11 protein-coding genes are annotated in these 14,498 nt (G+C 72.5%); 6 read left to right on the top strand and 5 right to left on the bottom strand.

Translation table 11 applies throughout. The features are described 5' to 3' along the window. Window positions 1-290: 290 nt before the first annotated feature. Window positions 291-2,357 (bottom strand): NPCBM/NEW2 domain-containing protein, encoded by a 2,067-nt coding sequence (locus CPH93_RS30095; protein ID WP_173909909.1) that lies wholly within the window; start codon window positions 2,355-2,357, stop codon window positions 291-293. A 1,022-nt stretch (window positions 2,358-3,379) separates the two neighbouring features. On the opposite strand from CPH93_RS30095, the gene CPH93_RS30100 reads away from it, so the two are divergent. Then, the gene (locus tag CPH93_RS30100) at window positions 3,380-4,414 is read left to right on the top strand and encodes an NUDIX hydrolase (RefSeq protein ID WP_096214638.1); all 1,035 of its coding nucleotides are present in this window, start codon (window positions 3,380-3,382) and stop codon (window positions 4,412-4,414) included. A 75-nt stretch (window positions 4,415-4,489) separates the two neighbouring features. Here CPH93_RS30100 and CPH93_RS30105 read toward each other — a convergent pair whose 3' ends face one another. Next, complete coding sequence (locus CPH93_RS30105) at window positions 4,490-5,851, bottom strand: dipeptidase (RefSeq protein ID WP_096214639.1); 1,362 nt, start codon at window positions 5,849-5,851, stop codon at window positions 4,490-4,492. 177 nt (window positions 5,852-6,028) lie between these two features. Between CPH93_RS30105 and CPH93_RS30110 the strand changes: the two genes are divergently transcribed. Next, the gene (locus tag CPH93_RS30110) at window positions 6,029-7,234 is read left to right on the top strand and encodes a geranylgeranyl reductase family protein (protein ID WP_093482115.1); all 1,206 of its coding nucleotides are present in this window, start codon (window positions 6,029-6,031) and stop codon (window positions 7,232-7,234) included. Window positions 7,235-7,372: 138 nt separating this feature from the next. On the opposite strand, the gene CPH93_RS30115 is transcribed toward CPH93_RS30110, so the two are convergent. Further along, on the bottom strand, window positions 7,373-7,813 hold the full coding sequence (locus CPH93_RS30115) for a nitroreductase family deazaflavin-dependent oxidoreductase (protein WP_096214640.1): 441 nt from the start codon (window positions 7,811-7,813) through the stop codon (window positions 7,373-7,375). 162 nt (window positions 7,814-7,975) lie between these two features. On the opposite strand from CPH93_RS30115, the gene CPH93_RS30120 reads away from it, so the two are divergent. The 3 genes from CPH93_RS30120 (at window position 7,976) to CPH93_RS30130 (ending at window position 10,728) form a co-directional block, all read left to right on the top strand. Further along, on the top strand, window positions 7,976-8,686 hold the full coding sequence (locus CPH93_RS30120) for a TetR/AcrR family transcriptional regulator (protein WP_093482113.1): 711 nt from the start codon (window positions 7,976-7,978) through the stop codon (window positions 8,684-8,686). A 93-nt stretch (window positions 8,687-8,779) separates the two neighbouring features. Further along, window positions 8,780-10,066: a sensor histidine kinase gene (locus CPH93_RS30125; protein ID WP_096214641.1), complete on the top strand. Its 1,287-nt coding sequence runs from the start codon at window positions 8,780-8,782 to the stop codon at window positions 10,064-10,066. Then, entirely contained in the window at window positions 10,063-10,728 is a 666-nt protein-coding gene (locus tag CPH93_RS30130) for a response regulator (protein WP_093482111.1), read from the top strand. The genes CPH93_RS30125 and CPH93_RS30130 overlap by 4 nt, the downstream gene beginning before the upstream one ends. A 299-nt stretch (window positions 10,729-11,027) precedes the next feature. Here CPH93_RS30130 and CPH93_RS30135 read toward each other — a convergent pair whose 3' ends face one another. Further along, window positions 11,028-11,789, bottom strand: coding sequence for a maleylpyruvate isomerase family mycothiol-dependent enzyme (locus CPH93_RS30135; protein WP_096214642.1), 762 nt, complete (start codon window positions 11,787-11,789; stop codon window positions 11,028-11,030). Between the two features lie 203 nt (window positions 11,790-11,992). Beyond that, the gene (locus CPH93_RS30140; RefSeq protein ID WP_096214643.1) at window positions 11,993-13,225 is read right to left on the bottom strand and encodes an MFS transporter; all 1,233 of its coding nucleotides are present in this window, start codon (window positions 13,223-13,225) and stop codon (window positions 11,993-11,995) included. Between the two features lie 17 nt (window positions 13,226-13,242). Here CPH93_RS30140 and CPH93_RS30145 point away from each other — a divergent pair, with 17 nt between their 5' ends. After that, window positions 13,243-14,463, top strand: coding sequence for an ROK family protein (locus CPH93_RS30145; protein WP_093482108.1), 1,221 nt, complete (start codon window positions 13,243-13,245; stop codon window positions 14,461-14,463). Window positions 14,464-14,498 lie beyond the last annotated feature (35 nt).

Consider the following 14,498-nt stretch of genomic DNA (forward strand, 5'->3'; position numbering starts at 1 on the left):
CCGTCGCGGTGGTGTCCGGCCGCGCGGTGCACGGTGACGCATACCCCGGCCGGCCCGACGGCGTACCGGGACGATGGCGTGCCGAAGCGGCGGCCTACCGAAGCGGCCGCGTACCGAGGCGACGCCCCCCGAGGTGGCGGCGTACCGAAGCGACAGTTCCCACCGAAGCGGCGGCGTCCCCCATACGACGCCCCCCGAAGCGACGGCCCACCCATGACACATGGCACGAAGAGGCGAAGAAGCGAAGAAGCGGGGCGGGCCGTCCGACCCGCCCCCCATCAACTCAGCTCTCAACAGGTGAACTTGGCGTCCGCCCAGTCGGCGTGGTCGTAGTCGATCCCGTCCCCGCCGTCGGTCACGACGAGCCGGACGGTCTGCGCTCCGGCGATTTCGGCGTTGACCGCTGTAGCCGCGTCCGCGCCGGTCACCGTGGCGGTCCTGGCGACCCGCTTGCCGTCGGCCCACACCTCGAAGCCCACCGAGCCCCGGTCACCGGACTCGTCGTCGACACCGACCTGGGCACGGAACGTGGAGCATCGTCCGCCCGTGTAGAAGCTCACCGCGCTTGCGGCATGGGTGCCCAGGCCCCGTGCGAAGCCGGTGCCGCCGACGCTGAGCGGTCTGCCGTCCCCCGCCTCCCGCTCTCCGACGCTGGTGTTCTTCTCGACCGGGCCCCAGCCGTTGGCGGCGGTGAGCCAGGGCAGTTCGGCGGCGTACGAGGTCCCGGACGGCGGTGGCACCACGACATGAGCCGTGCCGGGCAGGGTCGTGGTGGTCCGTTCGCCGCGCGGTGAGCGGTATCCGGCGGTGAGCGGCAGATCGTAGGCGCCGGGCGGGGTGCCGGCCGGTGCGGTGATCTTCCAGCGGGTGGTGAGCGTCTTCCCGCCGGGCAGTGCGCGGGCCGTCGCCGGCGAGGCGGCCTTGAGCTGCCAGCCGTGCGGGGCCTTGAGCGTCACCATGAGGTTCCTGGCGGGGGTGCCGCCCAGGTTGCGGACGGTCGAGCGGAGGTCGGCGGCGGTGCCGGTCTCGACCAGCGGGGTGTGGTCGAGACCGGTCTCGACGGCCGGCGGGTAGTCGGCCCAGTGCGGGTCGGCGGAGATCCGGTAGACGACGGTGCCGTGCGCCGGCACGGTCGCGGAGACGGTGCCCGTGGTGTGGGTGTCCCGGTGCTGCCACAGGTCGCGCAGCCGGTAGCCGGCGGCCTGCGGAAGGCCCGCCTCCCCGGCGGTGGTGGAGATCCGCTGCGGCTGGTCGGTCTCGTTGAACAGCGCCACCGCGCGGTCACCGCCCGCCAGTTGCCTGACCAGCGTCCAGCGGCCGGAGTCGGACGCCAGCACCGTGGCCGGTTTGCCCAGTGCGTCCTGGTCGACGGCGATGAGGTCCTTGTTGGCCAGGATGGTGAAGGTCTCCGGGGTGGCCTTACGCAGATCGGAGCCGATCAGCAGCGGGGCGGCCATCATCGACCACAGCGAGAAGTGGCTGCGGTACTCGGTGTCCGTCATCCCGCCGTTGCCGACCTCCAGCATGTCCGGGTCGTTCCAGTGCCCGGGTCCGGCGTGCGCCGCGAGCGGCAGATTCTGCTTCGCGATCCCGAGCATGCTCGCCCACGAGTCGCTGATGTCGCCGGTGGTGCGCCACAGATGCCCTACGTCCGACGCCCACTCCCAGGGCTTGTTCTCGCCCCATTCGCAGATGCTGTAGACGATGGGCCGTCCGGTGGCCTTGAGCGCGTCCCGCATGGTGCGGTACCGCTGCTTGGCGTCCACGCCGAGGTTATTGCAGTTGTCGTACTTGAGGTAGTCCACGCCCCAGTCGGCGAACTGCTGGGCATCCGACGTCTCGTGCCCCAGGCCGCCGGGAAATCCGGCCGGGTTGCAGGTCTTGATGCCGGCGCTCGTATAGATGCCGAACTTCAGGCCCTTGGCGTGCACATAGTCGGCCACTGCCTTGATGCCGTGCGGGAATCGCCGGGGGTCGGGCACGAGCTTGCCCTCGCCGTCGCGGGTGGGCAGCGCCCAGCAGTCGTCGAGATTGACGTACTGGTACCCGGCGGCCTTGAGGCCCTTGCTGACGAAGAGATCGGCGATGCCCTTGACCATCTCCTCGTTGAACTCCGCCCGGCACTCCGTGGAGTTCCAGTTGTTGAAGCCCATCGGGGGCGTCTTGGCGAGCCCGCCGGGAAGCCGGGGTGCGGTGGTGGTGCCGCTGCTGCGGGCGGTGCCGGGGCCCGGGGTGTCGGGCGTACGGGCCGCGGCGGGCAGGGCGGTCACCCCTGCCGTACACAGCAGCGCGGCGGACAGCGCTCCGACGATTCTTCGGTGACCTCGCCGGTGGGTGGTGCGGATATGAACGCGCATGCTTCGCGTCCTCCGTCTTCACGAGAGAGAGGTGTGGTGGGGTCGCGACCGGTCGCTGGCGAGTGTTTACGGTAGAGCTTGTTGGAGTCTGTTGGAAGAGGGGCGGTAGTGGTTCCTCGGTCGCCCCCAAAGTCCGTGACGTTCCCCGCCGTTCGGGGCGAGATCCCGCCACGTGCGTTCGGTTATGTTTGGTTCCGCCTGATCGTCCCTCGCTCGCCCCGTGCTGCCCGCCCCCTCGTCACCTGGCCGCACAGGGCGTGAACAACCCGCGGATTACGGCGCCTTCTCCCTGCCGCGCCCTCTCTCCTTCGCCTCCCACCGACAGTCCTGCGCCAACTCCGGCTTGAACGCATACTCGTTCTCCGCCTCCGCGCCCGTATCCCCACCCGCTTCTGCATCCTGGCGAATTCCACGCGGGCCCCCGCCCCGGGAATTCCTGATAGCCGCAATCGGCGGCGGATAAGGTGTGTCCGGATGCAGTACCGGCAGGTCACTCTCCCTCCGTACGTCTTCCGTGCACTCACTGCCCCGGCGGCCAAGCAATTCCCCCGGAAGGACAACGAATTCCTCCCAGGGTCGGGCATTTCCCTTCGGCGAGGGCAAACTCCGGACACCGGTATTCCTGCCCCTCCGGCGGCATTTCCTCGCCGGCCACCTGGCCCTTGAGACGGGCAAAGTGTGGTGGACCGTGCGGAACCGGCCGTCGGCCGTCCACGGGCCGCCGTCATATGCGCGCCGCCTGGGTCGACGGGGCGGGGATCCGGTATGCGGGGGAGGGTTTCGGTTCTGGAGGGGCTGGGGAGCGCTTGTTTGCCGGGGGCTTCGCGGCGGGGATGCGGTGACCGGCATCCTCCGCGCGGCGCATTTCGCGATCGGCTCGTCCACGGGTGCGCGAAGTCTCCCTGGCCGCGCCGTTGGTCGAATGCGCAACGTTCCCGGTCCTGTGCGCGGCCCCTGGCCCCGGACTTTCCGTGGCAGGGTGTGCCGGGCAACTCACCTGGGTCTAGGGAAGAGGGGAAACCGTGATCGTCTGGCTGAACGGCACGTTCGGTGCGGGCAAGACCACTGCGGCTCAAGAATTGCTCGACCTGCTTCCCGGAAGCACGCTCTACGACCCCGAACTCCTCGGCAGCGGACTGCGGTTGATGCTGCCGGCCAAGCGGTTCGAGGAGATCGACGACTATCAGGATCTGCCGGCCTGGCGGCGCCTGGTCGTGGACACCGCCGCGGCACTGCTCACCGAAGTGCCGGGCCCGCTGATCACGCCGATGACGCTGCTGCGGCAGGAGTACCGCGACGAGATCTTCGGCGCCCTCGCGGCCCGCCGGATTCCCGTACGGCATGTGCTGCTGCATGCGGAGGAAACGATCCTGCGGTCCCGAATAGCCCACCGTGCGGACGCCGCCGAGGACACCGAGGCCGCCGCGTCGACGCGCCGGTGGAGCCTGGAACACCTGGGTCCGTACGCCGATGCCCTGCCCTGGCTCCAGGGCGACGCGCATGTCGTCGACACCACCCGGCTGACGCCCCGGCAGACCGCCGAGCGGGTCGCCGAGGCCGTCCGCACCGGCGCCGGCGCCTGCGACATCGTGCAGACCCCCGAACCGACCGCCGAGACGCTCGCGGCCGGGGTGCTGCTCTTCGACGACCAGGACCGCGTGCTGCTCGTCGACCCGACCTACAAGGCCGGCTGGGAATTCCCCGGGGGCGTCGTGGAGCGCGGGGAGGCACCCGTCCACGCCGGGGTGCGGGAGGTCGCCGAGGAGCTCGGCATCGAACTGCCGCGTGCGCCCCGGCTGCTCGTACTGGACTGGGAAGCCCCCAAACCGCCCGGATTCGGCGGTATGCGGCTGCTCTACGACGGCGGCACCCTGACCGACGACCGGATCAGCAAGCTGCTGCTGCCCGGCTCCGAACTGCGCGACTGGCGCTTCGTCACCGAGACCGAGGCCGAGAAGATGCTGCCGCCGGTGCGCTGGAACCGGCTGCGCTGGGCGCTGCGCGCCCGCGAACAGGGCTGCCCGCTCCACCTGGAGGCGGGCGTCCCCGTCGGCTGACGCACCCGCCGGAGGATCGGGCGCCGCGCCCCGGCCGGCCGCGGCGCCCGTCCGTCCCGTGCGGGACTCAGGACCTCAGGCGCGGCTCTTCGCGTACTGCCCCAGGAACAGCGCCTCCGCCAGCGAGAGCCGCTCCAGCTCCTGCGGCGAGACGCTCTCGTTGACCGCGTGGATCTGCGCCTCCGGCTCGCTCAGCCCGATCAGCAGGATCTCCGCGTCCGGGTAGAGCCCGGCCAGGGTGTTGCACAGCGGGATCGAGCCGCCCATGCCGGAGGTCTGCATCTCCTCGCCGTCGTACGCCTCCTGCAGTGCCGCCGCCATCGACGCATACGCCGGGCTGCTGGTGTCCGCGCGGAACGCCTGCCCCTGCCCCACCTGCTCGACCGCGACCCGTGCACCCCATGGGGCGGCGCCCTCCAGATGCGCGGCCAGCAGCTTCGTCGCCTCGGCCGCGTCCGTGCCCGGCGGCACCCGCAGGCTCACCAGCGCCCGCGCGCCTGCCTGGACGGACGGCGTGGCGCCGACGACCGGCGGGCAGTCGATGCCGAGCACCGTGACGGCCGGACGCGCCCAGATCCGGTCCGCGACCGTGCCGCTGCCGAGCAGCCCGACGCCGTCCAGGACCTTGGCGTCCTTGCGGAAGTCGGCCTCCGGGTAGGCCAGACCGTCCCAGGTGGCGTCGCCGGCCAGGCCCCGGACCGTCGTCGAACCGTCCTCGGCGCGCAGCGAGTCCAGGATCCGGATCAGCGCCGCCAGGGCGTCGGGGGCCGCGCCGCCGAACTGGCCGGAGTGCAGATTGCCCTCCAGGGTGTCGACCTGGACCCGTACCAGGGTCATGCCCCGCAACGTCGCGGTCACCGTCGGCAGCCCGACCCGGAAGTTACCGGTGTCGCCGATGACGATGGCATCGGCGGCCAGCAGCTCGGGGTGCGCCTCGGCGTAGCGCTCCAGACCGCCGGTGCCCTGCTCCTCGGAACCCTCCACGATCACCTTGACGTTGACCGGCACACCGCCGTGCTCCTTCAGCGCGCGCAGCGCCGTCAGATGCATGATCAGGCCGCCCTTGCAGTCGGCGGCGCCGCGGCCGTACCAGCGGCCGTCGCGCTCGGTCAGCTCGAACGGCGGGGAGACCCAGGCGGCCTCGTCCAGCGGCGGCTGCACGTCGTAGTGCGCATACAGCAGGACCGTCGGGGCGCCGGCCGGGCCGGGCAGGTAGCCGTATACGGACTGGGTCCCGTCGGGGGTGTCCAGCAGCGCCACGTCCTGGAAGCCGTCCGCCCGCAGCGCCCCGACGATCCACCGGGCGGCCGCCTCGCACTCGCTCCGGGGGAACTGGGCCGGATCTGCCACCGACTTGAAGGCCACCAACTCGGCCAGCTCGGTCCTGGCACGCGGCTGCAGCGCGGCGACGGTGTGTGCGAGCGGACTGTCAGACATGGAACGCTCCTTGTGGGCGCGGCGTTGTGCGTACGGACCGTCCGGACCTTGTGAGCCGGACGGACCGGACGTACGGACATCAGTGCCCCCGATCTTCCCACAGGCCCCGCGCACAACAGGGGCCCGTAGGATGCGGGCGGACGCGCAGCCAGCCATTGAACGGGAGCAGACGTACAGGTGAGCAGCGAGCGGGCAGCGGAGGACAACGAGCAGGTGTGGGACGTCGTGGTGGTGGGCGCGGGGCCTGCGGGCGCCTCGGCCGCGCATGCCGCGGCGTGCACGGGACGCCGGGTGCTGCTGCTGGAGAAAGCGGACCTCCCGCGCTACAAGACCTGTGGCGGCGGCATCATCGGCCCCTCGCGGGATTCGCTGCCGCCCGGCTTCGACCTGCCGTTGCGCGACCGGGTGCATGCGGTGACGTTCTCGCTGAACGGCCGGCTCACCCGCACCCGCCGCTCCAAGAACATGCTGTTCGGGCTGATCAACCGCCCCGAGTTCGATGCCCGGCTGGTCGAGTCGGCCCAGGATGCGGGCGCCACGGTCCGTACCGGTGTCACGGTCGCGCGGGTGGAGCAGCACGGCGCCGAGGTGCCGGACCGGCGGACCGTCGCGGTGGTGCTGGGCGACGGCGAGGTGGTGCTGGCGCGTGCCGTGGTCGGCGCGGACGGCAGCTCGGGCCGTATAGGGGGTCATGTCGGGGTCAAGGTCGACCAGGTCGACCTGGGCCTGGAGGCGGAGATTCCGGTGCCGGCGCCGGTTGCGGAGGACTGGGCGGGCCGGGTGCTCATCGACTGGGGACCGATCCCCGGCAGCTACGGCTGGGTGTTCCCCAAGGGCGACACACTCACCGTGGGCGTCATCTCCGCGCGTGGTGAGGGCGCGGCGACCAAGCGCTATCTGGAGGACTTCATCGGCCGGCTGGGCCTGGCCGGTTTCGAACCGAGCATCTCCTCGGGGCATCTGACGCGCTGCCGCGCCGATGACTCCCCGCTGTCCCGCGGCCGGGTGCTGGTGTGCGGGGACGCGGCCGGGCTGCTGGAGCCGTGGACCCGCGAGGGCATCTCCTTCGCCCTGCGGTCCGGGCGGCTCGCGGGCGAGTGGGCGGTGCGGGTCTCCGAGGCGCATGACGCGGTCGACGCCCGCCGCCAGGCCCTCAATTATGCCTTCGCCATCAAGGCCGGCCTCGGGGTGGAGATGGGCGTGGGCCGCCGGATGCTCCACGTCTTCACCCGCCGCCCCGGCCTGATGCACGCCGCGGTCACCGGCTTCCGCCCCGCCTGGCACGCCTTCGCGAAGATCACCCGCGGGACGACCACACTGGCCGAGATCGTCCGCACCCGCCCGGTGGCGCGGCGGGCGTTGGAGGCGATGGATCGGGGGTGAAGGGGGCGCGGTGAATCCGGGCGGTGATTCCCGGGCGGTGGGATCGGGCTATGAGCACATCCAGGTCCGGGCAGCCTTCCTCGTCTTCAGCAGCCCGCACCTCGTCTATGGCTTCCGTACGGGCTTCGGCTTCCGTCCTCAGGATTCAGTGATCCGGAAGACAGGGTGGTGGGGAGCCACAGCGAGAAGCTGCTCGTCGGTGGGGTCCGCGGTGATCTCGCCGAAGTACGACCTGACCTCCCAGCCCCAGCGTTGGAGATACGCACGCAGCAGGGCGGGGGTCTCTGCGGGCGGGACTTCGACGGCGGTGAACGGGCGGATGCGGCGGCCGACGCGGAGTTCGCCGCCGCCTGCCGCGCGCATATTGCGTACCCACTCGGAGTTGCCGCGCGCCGAGACGAGATAGCGGCCGTTTGCGAAGTTCATCGGGTTGACCGGGACGTGCCGCCATTCACCGCTCTTGCGGCCGCGAACGGCGAGGTCGGCCGAGCCGGCGAGGCTGATACCGCGGCGGGCGAGCCAGCTCATCGTGCCGTGGAGACGGACGGCGAGGCGGCCGGGCTTCAGGTAGTGGGACATCGAATCCTCGATTTCTGTGCTGTACGGCGCTCGCAGGGAGTGCCGTAACCGATCGAGAGCACTGCTCTCGCATGCGAGCAGTGTGTGCACAGGTCGTACGGGTAGGCAAGAGCACTGCTCTCTTTTTTGTGCAGTGCTCAGGAAAGTGGCAGACTTCTCGCCATGACTGCGATCCGAGGAGCCAGGGAGCGGGCCCGGAGCGAAATCACCGAAGCCATCAAGGGTGAGGCCCGCAAACAGCTCGCCGCCGAGGGCGCCGCCAAGCTCTCCCTGCGAGCCGTCGCCCGCGAGCTCGGTATGGCCTCCTCCGCGCTCTACCGCTACTTCCCCAGCCGCGACGACCTGCTCACCGCACTGATCGTCGACGCCTACAACGCGGTCGGTGAGGCAGCTGAGCGTGCCGGGGACGCCCTCCGCGGCCCCGACGCGGCTCGCCCGGTCGCCCGGTGGAGCGCAATCTGCACGCGTGTGCGCGACTGGGCGCTGGCTCATCCGCACGAATACGCGCTGATCTACGGATCGCCCGTCCCCGGCTACCGTGCTCCCCACGCCACCACGGAGCCCGCCGCTCGGGTCGGCCTCGCGCTGCTCGGTGTCGTACGCGACGCCCACGCCGCCGGCGCGCTGAAGGAGCCCGCGGAGCCGCTGCCCGACCCGGTGGTGGGCGACGCTCTGGCGCTCGGCGCGGAGCTGGGCGTGGAACTGCCCAGCGGCGTGCTGGTACGGCTCGTCGGAGCCTGGGCGCAGCTCTTCGGGCTGCTGAGCTTCGAGCTGTTCGGCCAGTTCAACGGGGTCATCGGGGCCCGCACGGAATTCTTCGAGCAGGCCGTCCTGCAACTCGCCCGCAGTGTGGGCCTCCGCACCCCGGGCTGAGCCGAGCAAGTGCCCTTGTACTACCGGGAGAGTACGGCCGGCCACTGCGCCGGGCTGACGCCGGCGGGCACCGCTGCGGTCTAGCGTGGCCGTATGGAGAATGCACGGCCGACGTGGGCGCGGCGCTGCTTCGGGCCGTGGTGGGCGCGGTGGCCGGCGGGCACGCCCGGGGAGCGGTGGGGTCGGTCCGGCGCCCGGTTGCCCTGGCTGTCGACGGTGGTCGTGGCGGTTGCTGTGACGGTGGGCTCGGGCTTCGCCGGGCACAAGCAGCCGGGCCGGGTGCCGGTGGACTCCCTCGCCCGGGCCCTGCTGGTCGGGGGCGCGGCCCTGCTGCTCTACCGGCACCGTTATCCGCGTGCCGTCGCCCTCGGCACCGCCGCCGTCACCGCCGTCTACCTTGCGGCCGGCTATCCGTACGGGCCGGTCTTCCTCACCCTCGGGCTAGGGGCGTTCTCGGCTGTGGTCGCCGGGCATCGCACGGTCGCCTGGTGTGCGCTGGGCGGGGTGTGGGTGTCCCATGTGCTGGTGGCGCACTGGCTCTACCGCCTGCTGCCCCCGCACAAGGGGCCCGGTTCCTGGGATCAGGAACTGCTCGCCCTCGTCTGGGTGGTGGCCGTGATGGCCCTCTCCGAGCTGGTACGGGTGCGTCGTGAACAGCTTGCCAGGGCAGGGGCGGAGCGGGCCGCCGCGGAGCGGCGCAGGGCGGACGAGGAGCGGCTGCGGATCGCCCGGGAGCTGCATGATGTGCTCGCCCACAGCATCTCCGTCATCAACGTCCAGGCGGGCGTGGGTCTGGCGCTGCTCGACCAGGACCCGGAGCAGGCGCGGACCGCGCTGACCACCATCAAGGACGCCAGCAAGGAGGCGCTGGGCGAGGTGCGCCAGGTCCTCGGCACCCTGCGTACCCCGGGCGAGGCGCCGCGCTCCCCGGCCCCGGGACTCGACCGGCTGCCCGAACTCACCGAGCAGGCACGGCATGCCGGTCTCGCCGTGGACATCTCCACCGAGGGCGCCCGGGCCGCCCTGGCGCCCGGGGCCGATCTGGCCGCCTTCCGCATCGTGCAGGAGGCGCTCACCAACATCGTCCGGCACTCCGGCTCGCGCACCGCCCGGGTGCTGCTCCGCTACCTCCCCGGGGTGCTGGAGATCCGGGTCGACGACGACGGACCGGCGACCTCCGGCGCGGGCGAGCCGTCCGGTGGCGGCAACGGTCTGGTCGGGATGCGGGAGCGGGCGGCCGCCCTGGGCGGCACCGTTGAGGCGGGTCCGCGTCCGGACGGCGGATTCCGGGTCCGGGCGCGCATCCCGCTGGCCGGGACACAGGATCCTGGCCGGGCCGCGGATGCGGATACCCCGGCCGCTACCGAGGAGGAGCCGTGATCCGGGTACTGCTCGCCGACGACCAGCTGCTGGTCCGGGCCGGATTCAAGGCGCTGTTGGATGCCCAGCCCGATATCGGGGTGGTCGCCGAGGCCGCGGACGGCCAGCAGGCGCTGGCCGCCGTCCGCGAACACCGCCCGGACATCGTCCTGATGGACATCCGGATGCCGGTGGTGGACGGCCTGGCCGCCACCCGCCGGATCACCGAAGACCCGCAGCTGGCGGACGTGAAGGTCGTCATGCTGACCACCTTCGAGCTGGACGAGTACGTCTTCGAGGCGCTCCGCTCCGGCGCCTCCGGCTTCCTGGTCAAGGACACCGAACCGGACGAGCTGCTGCGGGCCGTGCGGGCGGTCGTCGCCGGCGATGCGCTGCTCTCGCCCGGTGTCACCCGCCGTCTGATCGCGGAGTTCGCGGCCCGCTCCAAGGAGCCGGCCGCGGCCGGTGCGCTGTCCGAACTGACCGAGCGGGAGCGGGAGGTGATGGCGCTGGTCGGCATCGGCCTGTCCAACCAGGAGATCGCCCGCCGGCTGGTCGTCAGCCCGCTCACCGCCAAGACGCATGTCAGCCGCACGATGGTGAAACTCGGCGCCCGCGACCGTGCCCAACTGGTCGTGCTGGCCTATGAGTCGGGGTTGGTCCGGCCCGGCTGGCTGGGCTGACAGCGGGCGGTGGGGGTGGTGGTGCGGGCACTGTCGGGGGGGTGGGCTGGTGGGTCGGGGATCGGCGGACCCGTGCACCCTGTGGATCGGCGGACTCGATGGATCGGCGGACCCGGTGGACGGGGTGAGCCGGGGTGCCCCGCCCTCCTGAGACCGCCGGGCGGTGGCGGCCCGGGCGCGTGACCCGTCCGCCGGCCTCCCCGCTCACATGCCTCCCTGGTCAATCCCCCTGTCTCAGGGAGCTCCCCTGCTCGGATGCCCCCTGCCTCAGATCGCCCCCGTGCTCAGCCGCCCCCTGCTCAGATGCCCCCCTGCTCTCGCCAAAGCTCGGGCAGCGTCTCATCGCCCGTGATCGTCAGCGTGTCCCACGACAGGCGGTTCCACAGGGCGAGGTACAGCTCCTCGGCCGGGCCCTCGATCGTGCAGTCCACCGGCTTTCCGGTCTCCGGGCCGTCGGCGTCCGGGGCCGTACGCACCGTGCGCGGCGGGGCGTCGGAGAGCTGGACGGTCCAGTCGGCGCCGGGCGCATCCGTCGCGCGCAGCCGCAGTGTGCGGGGGCGGTCCGTACGGACCCTGCTGCGGTCGAGGGAGTGAAAACCCGTCAGGATTTCATCGATGCCGTCGGCCGCGAAGGCCGACGGGAGGGGGGTGAGGGAGGCGCCGGCCGCCTGCTGGGCATCGGCGCGGTGCACCGAGGTCTCGTGTGCCTGGCGGCGGGCCCAGAACGCCAGCGGGGACGGGGCGGGCAGAAACGTCCAGGCCGTCAGGTCCTGCGGGGCGGAGTCCAGGGCCAGGACGAGGTGGTGATGGCCCTCGCGCAGCCAGCTGACGAGGTCGCCGTCGGCCAGATCGGGAGCCTCGGGGAAAGCGCCGGGCTGCTCCTTCCCCTGCGTCACGAACTCCGTCGCCCACCGGTGGACCCGCCCTATGTGGCTGACCAGATCCCGCATCTGCCACTCGGGGCAGGCAGGAATCCGGGCATCCGGCCCCGCCTCCTCGGCGGCATCGGCGAGCAGGCTGCCGTCCAGTCGCAGTGTTTCGACGAACTCGGTGATCTCCATGCCCCTGAGTGTGCCAGCCGGCACTGACAACGGACCCGCGCGGGTCCGGCCGCAGCCGGCCCGTGCGCGGTCCTCGGGCACCGGCGTCACCGCGCTGACCTGCACCGCGATGGCCGTTGCCTACTCAACCACCCTCCGGACGCACCGGATTGGGTGACCCCGCAGCACGGCGCGCGGCAGGGGGTGCCGTCATGCCTCCCGCCTCACCGGCGTCCGGTGTGATGCGCCCCGCGGGTGGCGTACGCGATGACCGCCGCGACCGCGGCGAGCAGGGCGACCGTGGTCAGTGCGAGGGGCAGACCGGCCGCTTCGGTGAGGAAGCCGATGGCGGGCGGGCCGAGCAGCATGCCGCCGTAGCCGACCGTGGAGGCCACGGCGACCCCGTCCGGCCCGCCGGCCTCGCCGGCCCGGGCGATGGCGATGGGAAAGATGTTGGCCAGCCCCAGGCCCGCCACGGCGAAACCGGCACCGGCCGCCCAGACCGTCGGGGCGAGCGCCCCCAGCAGCATGCCCGCGGTCGCCGTCGTGCCGCCCGCGATCAGCGCCCGCGCCGCGCCGAAGCGCTGGACGACCGCGGTTCCGGACAGCCGTCCGAGGGTCATCGCCAGCGCGAAGACGGCATATCCGGCGGCGGCCGCCCCGGGCCCGGCCGCCAGGTCCTGGGTGAGGTGCAGCGCGCCCCAGTCGGCCATCGCCCCCTCGCCGTATGCGGTGCACAGCGCGATCAGGCCGAAGACGATGACCAGGCGTCGCCCCCGCCCCGCGTGCCCGCTGCGCGGCCGGCTTTCTTCGGCCGCCGTCCGCCGCTCGGGGACGACCGGTGCCGGGTGGATGCGCAGCGAGCGCCCCGCGACGGCCGTCACCAGCAGTCCGACCACGGCGAGGAGCGAGAGGTGGACAGTGGCGGACAGGCTGCCCGCGACCAGACCGCCGAGCCCGGCGCCGAGCATCCCGCCTAGGCTGAAGGCGGCGTGGAAGCTTGGCATCACCGGGCGCCGCAGGGCGCTGATGAGATCGACGGCGGCGCTGTTCATGGCGACGTTGAGCGAACCGTAGGCGGCGCCGAAGACCAGCAGGACCAGGCCGAGCGCGGTGGCCGAGTGGGTCAGCGGCGGCAGCACGATGCTGAGGGCGAGGGCGGCCGCGGAGGCGATGGTCACGGTGTGGCTGCCGAACCGCCGGCACAGCCGCCCGGTGAGCATCATGAAGGCGACCGCGCCGGCCGACACGCCGAGCAGCGCGAGTCCGAGGGCGCCCGCGCCGGCGCCGGTCTGCGCCTTGATGGCGGGGATCCGGACGACCCAGCCGGCGAAGAGGAAGCCGTCCATGGCGAAGAAGGCCGTGACGGCGATGCGGAGACGGGTGAGGTGCGGATCGGCGGGGAGCGGGTCCCGGTGGGTCGTCAGGGCCGCCCGTATTTTGTTTAGTGTCGGCACAAAGCCAGAATAGAGGGGTGACCCAGACTCGGACAACCAGGTTGGAGCGGGGCCGTGGCGCCCTCGGACCCGCACTGGAGCTCGTACACACCGGACGCGCGCCCACCCGCGCCGTCCTGACCTCCGAACTCGGCGTGACCCGCGCCACCGCGGGGGCGGTGGCCGCCGAGCTCGAAGCGCTCGGCCTGATCACCGTCGACTCCCGGCCGACCGCCTCGGCAGGCTCCCAGGGGCGCCCCTCCCACCGGCTGTTCGTCGCCGAGAACGGACCGGTGGTGCTCGCCGCGCAGATCCATGCCGACGGGTTCCGGGTCGCGCTGGTCGGCCTCGGCGGCCGGATCGTGGCAACCTCGACCGGCTGCGGCGCCATCCCCGCCGACCCGGCGCACGTCCTCGCCGATGCCGTCGGGGCCGGCGCGGAACTGCTGCGCGAGACCGGCCGGCGCTGCCTCGGCGCCGGGCTCGCGGTGCCCTCCGCGGTCGCCGAACCGGACGGTGAGGCCCTCAACCCGCTGCACCTCGCCTGGCCTGCGGGCGCCCCCGTCCGCGAGCTGTTTCTGCGCTCGCTCGCCGCCGCCGGCATCCCGGGAGTCACCGACGCGATCGGCTTCTCCGGGAACGACGTCAACCTCATGGCGCTCGCCGAACACCGCCACGGCGCCGGCCGTGGCGCCCGCGATCTGCTCTGCGTGGCCTCCGGCCACCGGGGCGTCGGCGGCGCGCTGGTGCTCGACGGCCGGCTGCACAGCGGCAGTTCGGGCCTGGCGCTGGAGGTCGGCCATCTGACGGTCAACCCCGAGGGGGCGCCCTGCCACTGCGGCAGCCGCGGCTGTCTGGACGTCGAGGCGGACCCGCTCGCCTTCCTCGGCGCCGCGGGCCGCGAGCCGGGCCCGGAAGTCTCCCTGCTCCAGCAGGCCGCCGATCTGCTGCGGGACGAGTACGCCGATCCGGGCGTCCGCGCCGCGGCCGATCTCCTCATCGACCGCCTCGGCCTCGGCATCGCCGGGCTCGTCAACATCCTCAACCCCGACCGCATCGTCCTCGGCGGGCTGCACCGCGAACTGCTGGCGGCCGATCCCGAGCGGCTGCGCGCGGTGGTCGCCGACCGCAGCCTGTGGGGCCGCAGCGGCGGGGTACCGATCCTGCCCTGCAGCCTCGACCACAACAGCCTGGTCGGCGCGGCGGAGCTGGCCTGGCAGCCGGTGCTGGACGATCCGCTGGTGGTCCTCGCACGGTAGGGCCTGCTGCCGGCGGGACGGCCTAGGCTGCGCGC

The sequence above is a fragment of the Streptomyces sp. 2323.1 genome, assembly GCF_900221035.1.
In the GTDB taxonomy this organism is placed as follows: domain Bacteria; phylum Actinomycetota; class Actinomycetes; order Streptomycetales; family Streptomycetaceae; genus Streptomyces; species Streptomyces sioyaensis.

Excerpts from the sequence above, each read along its gene's own strand:
- CPH93_RS30095 (WP_173909909.1), bottom strand. The coding sequence starts at position 2,357 with ATGCGCGTTCATATCCGCACCACCCACCGGCGAGGTCACCGAAGAATC.
- CPH93_RS30105 (WP_096214639.1), bottom strand. The coding sequence starts at position 5,851 with ATGTCTGACAGTCCGCTCGCACACACCGTCGCCGCGCTGCAGCCGCGT.
- CPH93_RS30115 (WP_096214640.1), bottom strand. The coding sequence starts at position 7,813 with ATGTCCCACTACCTGAAGCCCGGCCGCCTCGCCGTCCGTCTCCACGGC.
- CPH93_RS30120 (WP_093482113.1), top strand. The coding sequence starts at position 7,976 with ATGACTGCGATCCGAGGAGCCAGGGAGCGGGCCCGGAGCGAAATCACC.
- CPH93_RS30125 (WP_096214641.1), top strand. The coding sequence starts at position 8,780 with ATGGAGAATGCACGGCCGACGTGGGCGCGGCGCTGCTTCGGGCCGTGG.
- CPH93_RS30135 (WP_096214642.1), bottom strand. The coding sequence starts at position 11,789 with ATGGAGATCACCGAGTTCGTCGAAACACTGCGACTGGACGGCAGCCTG.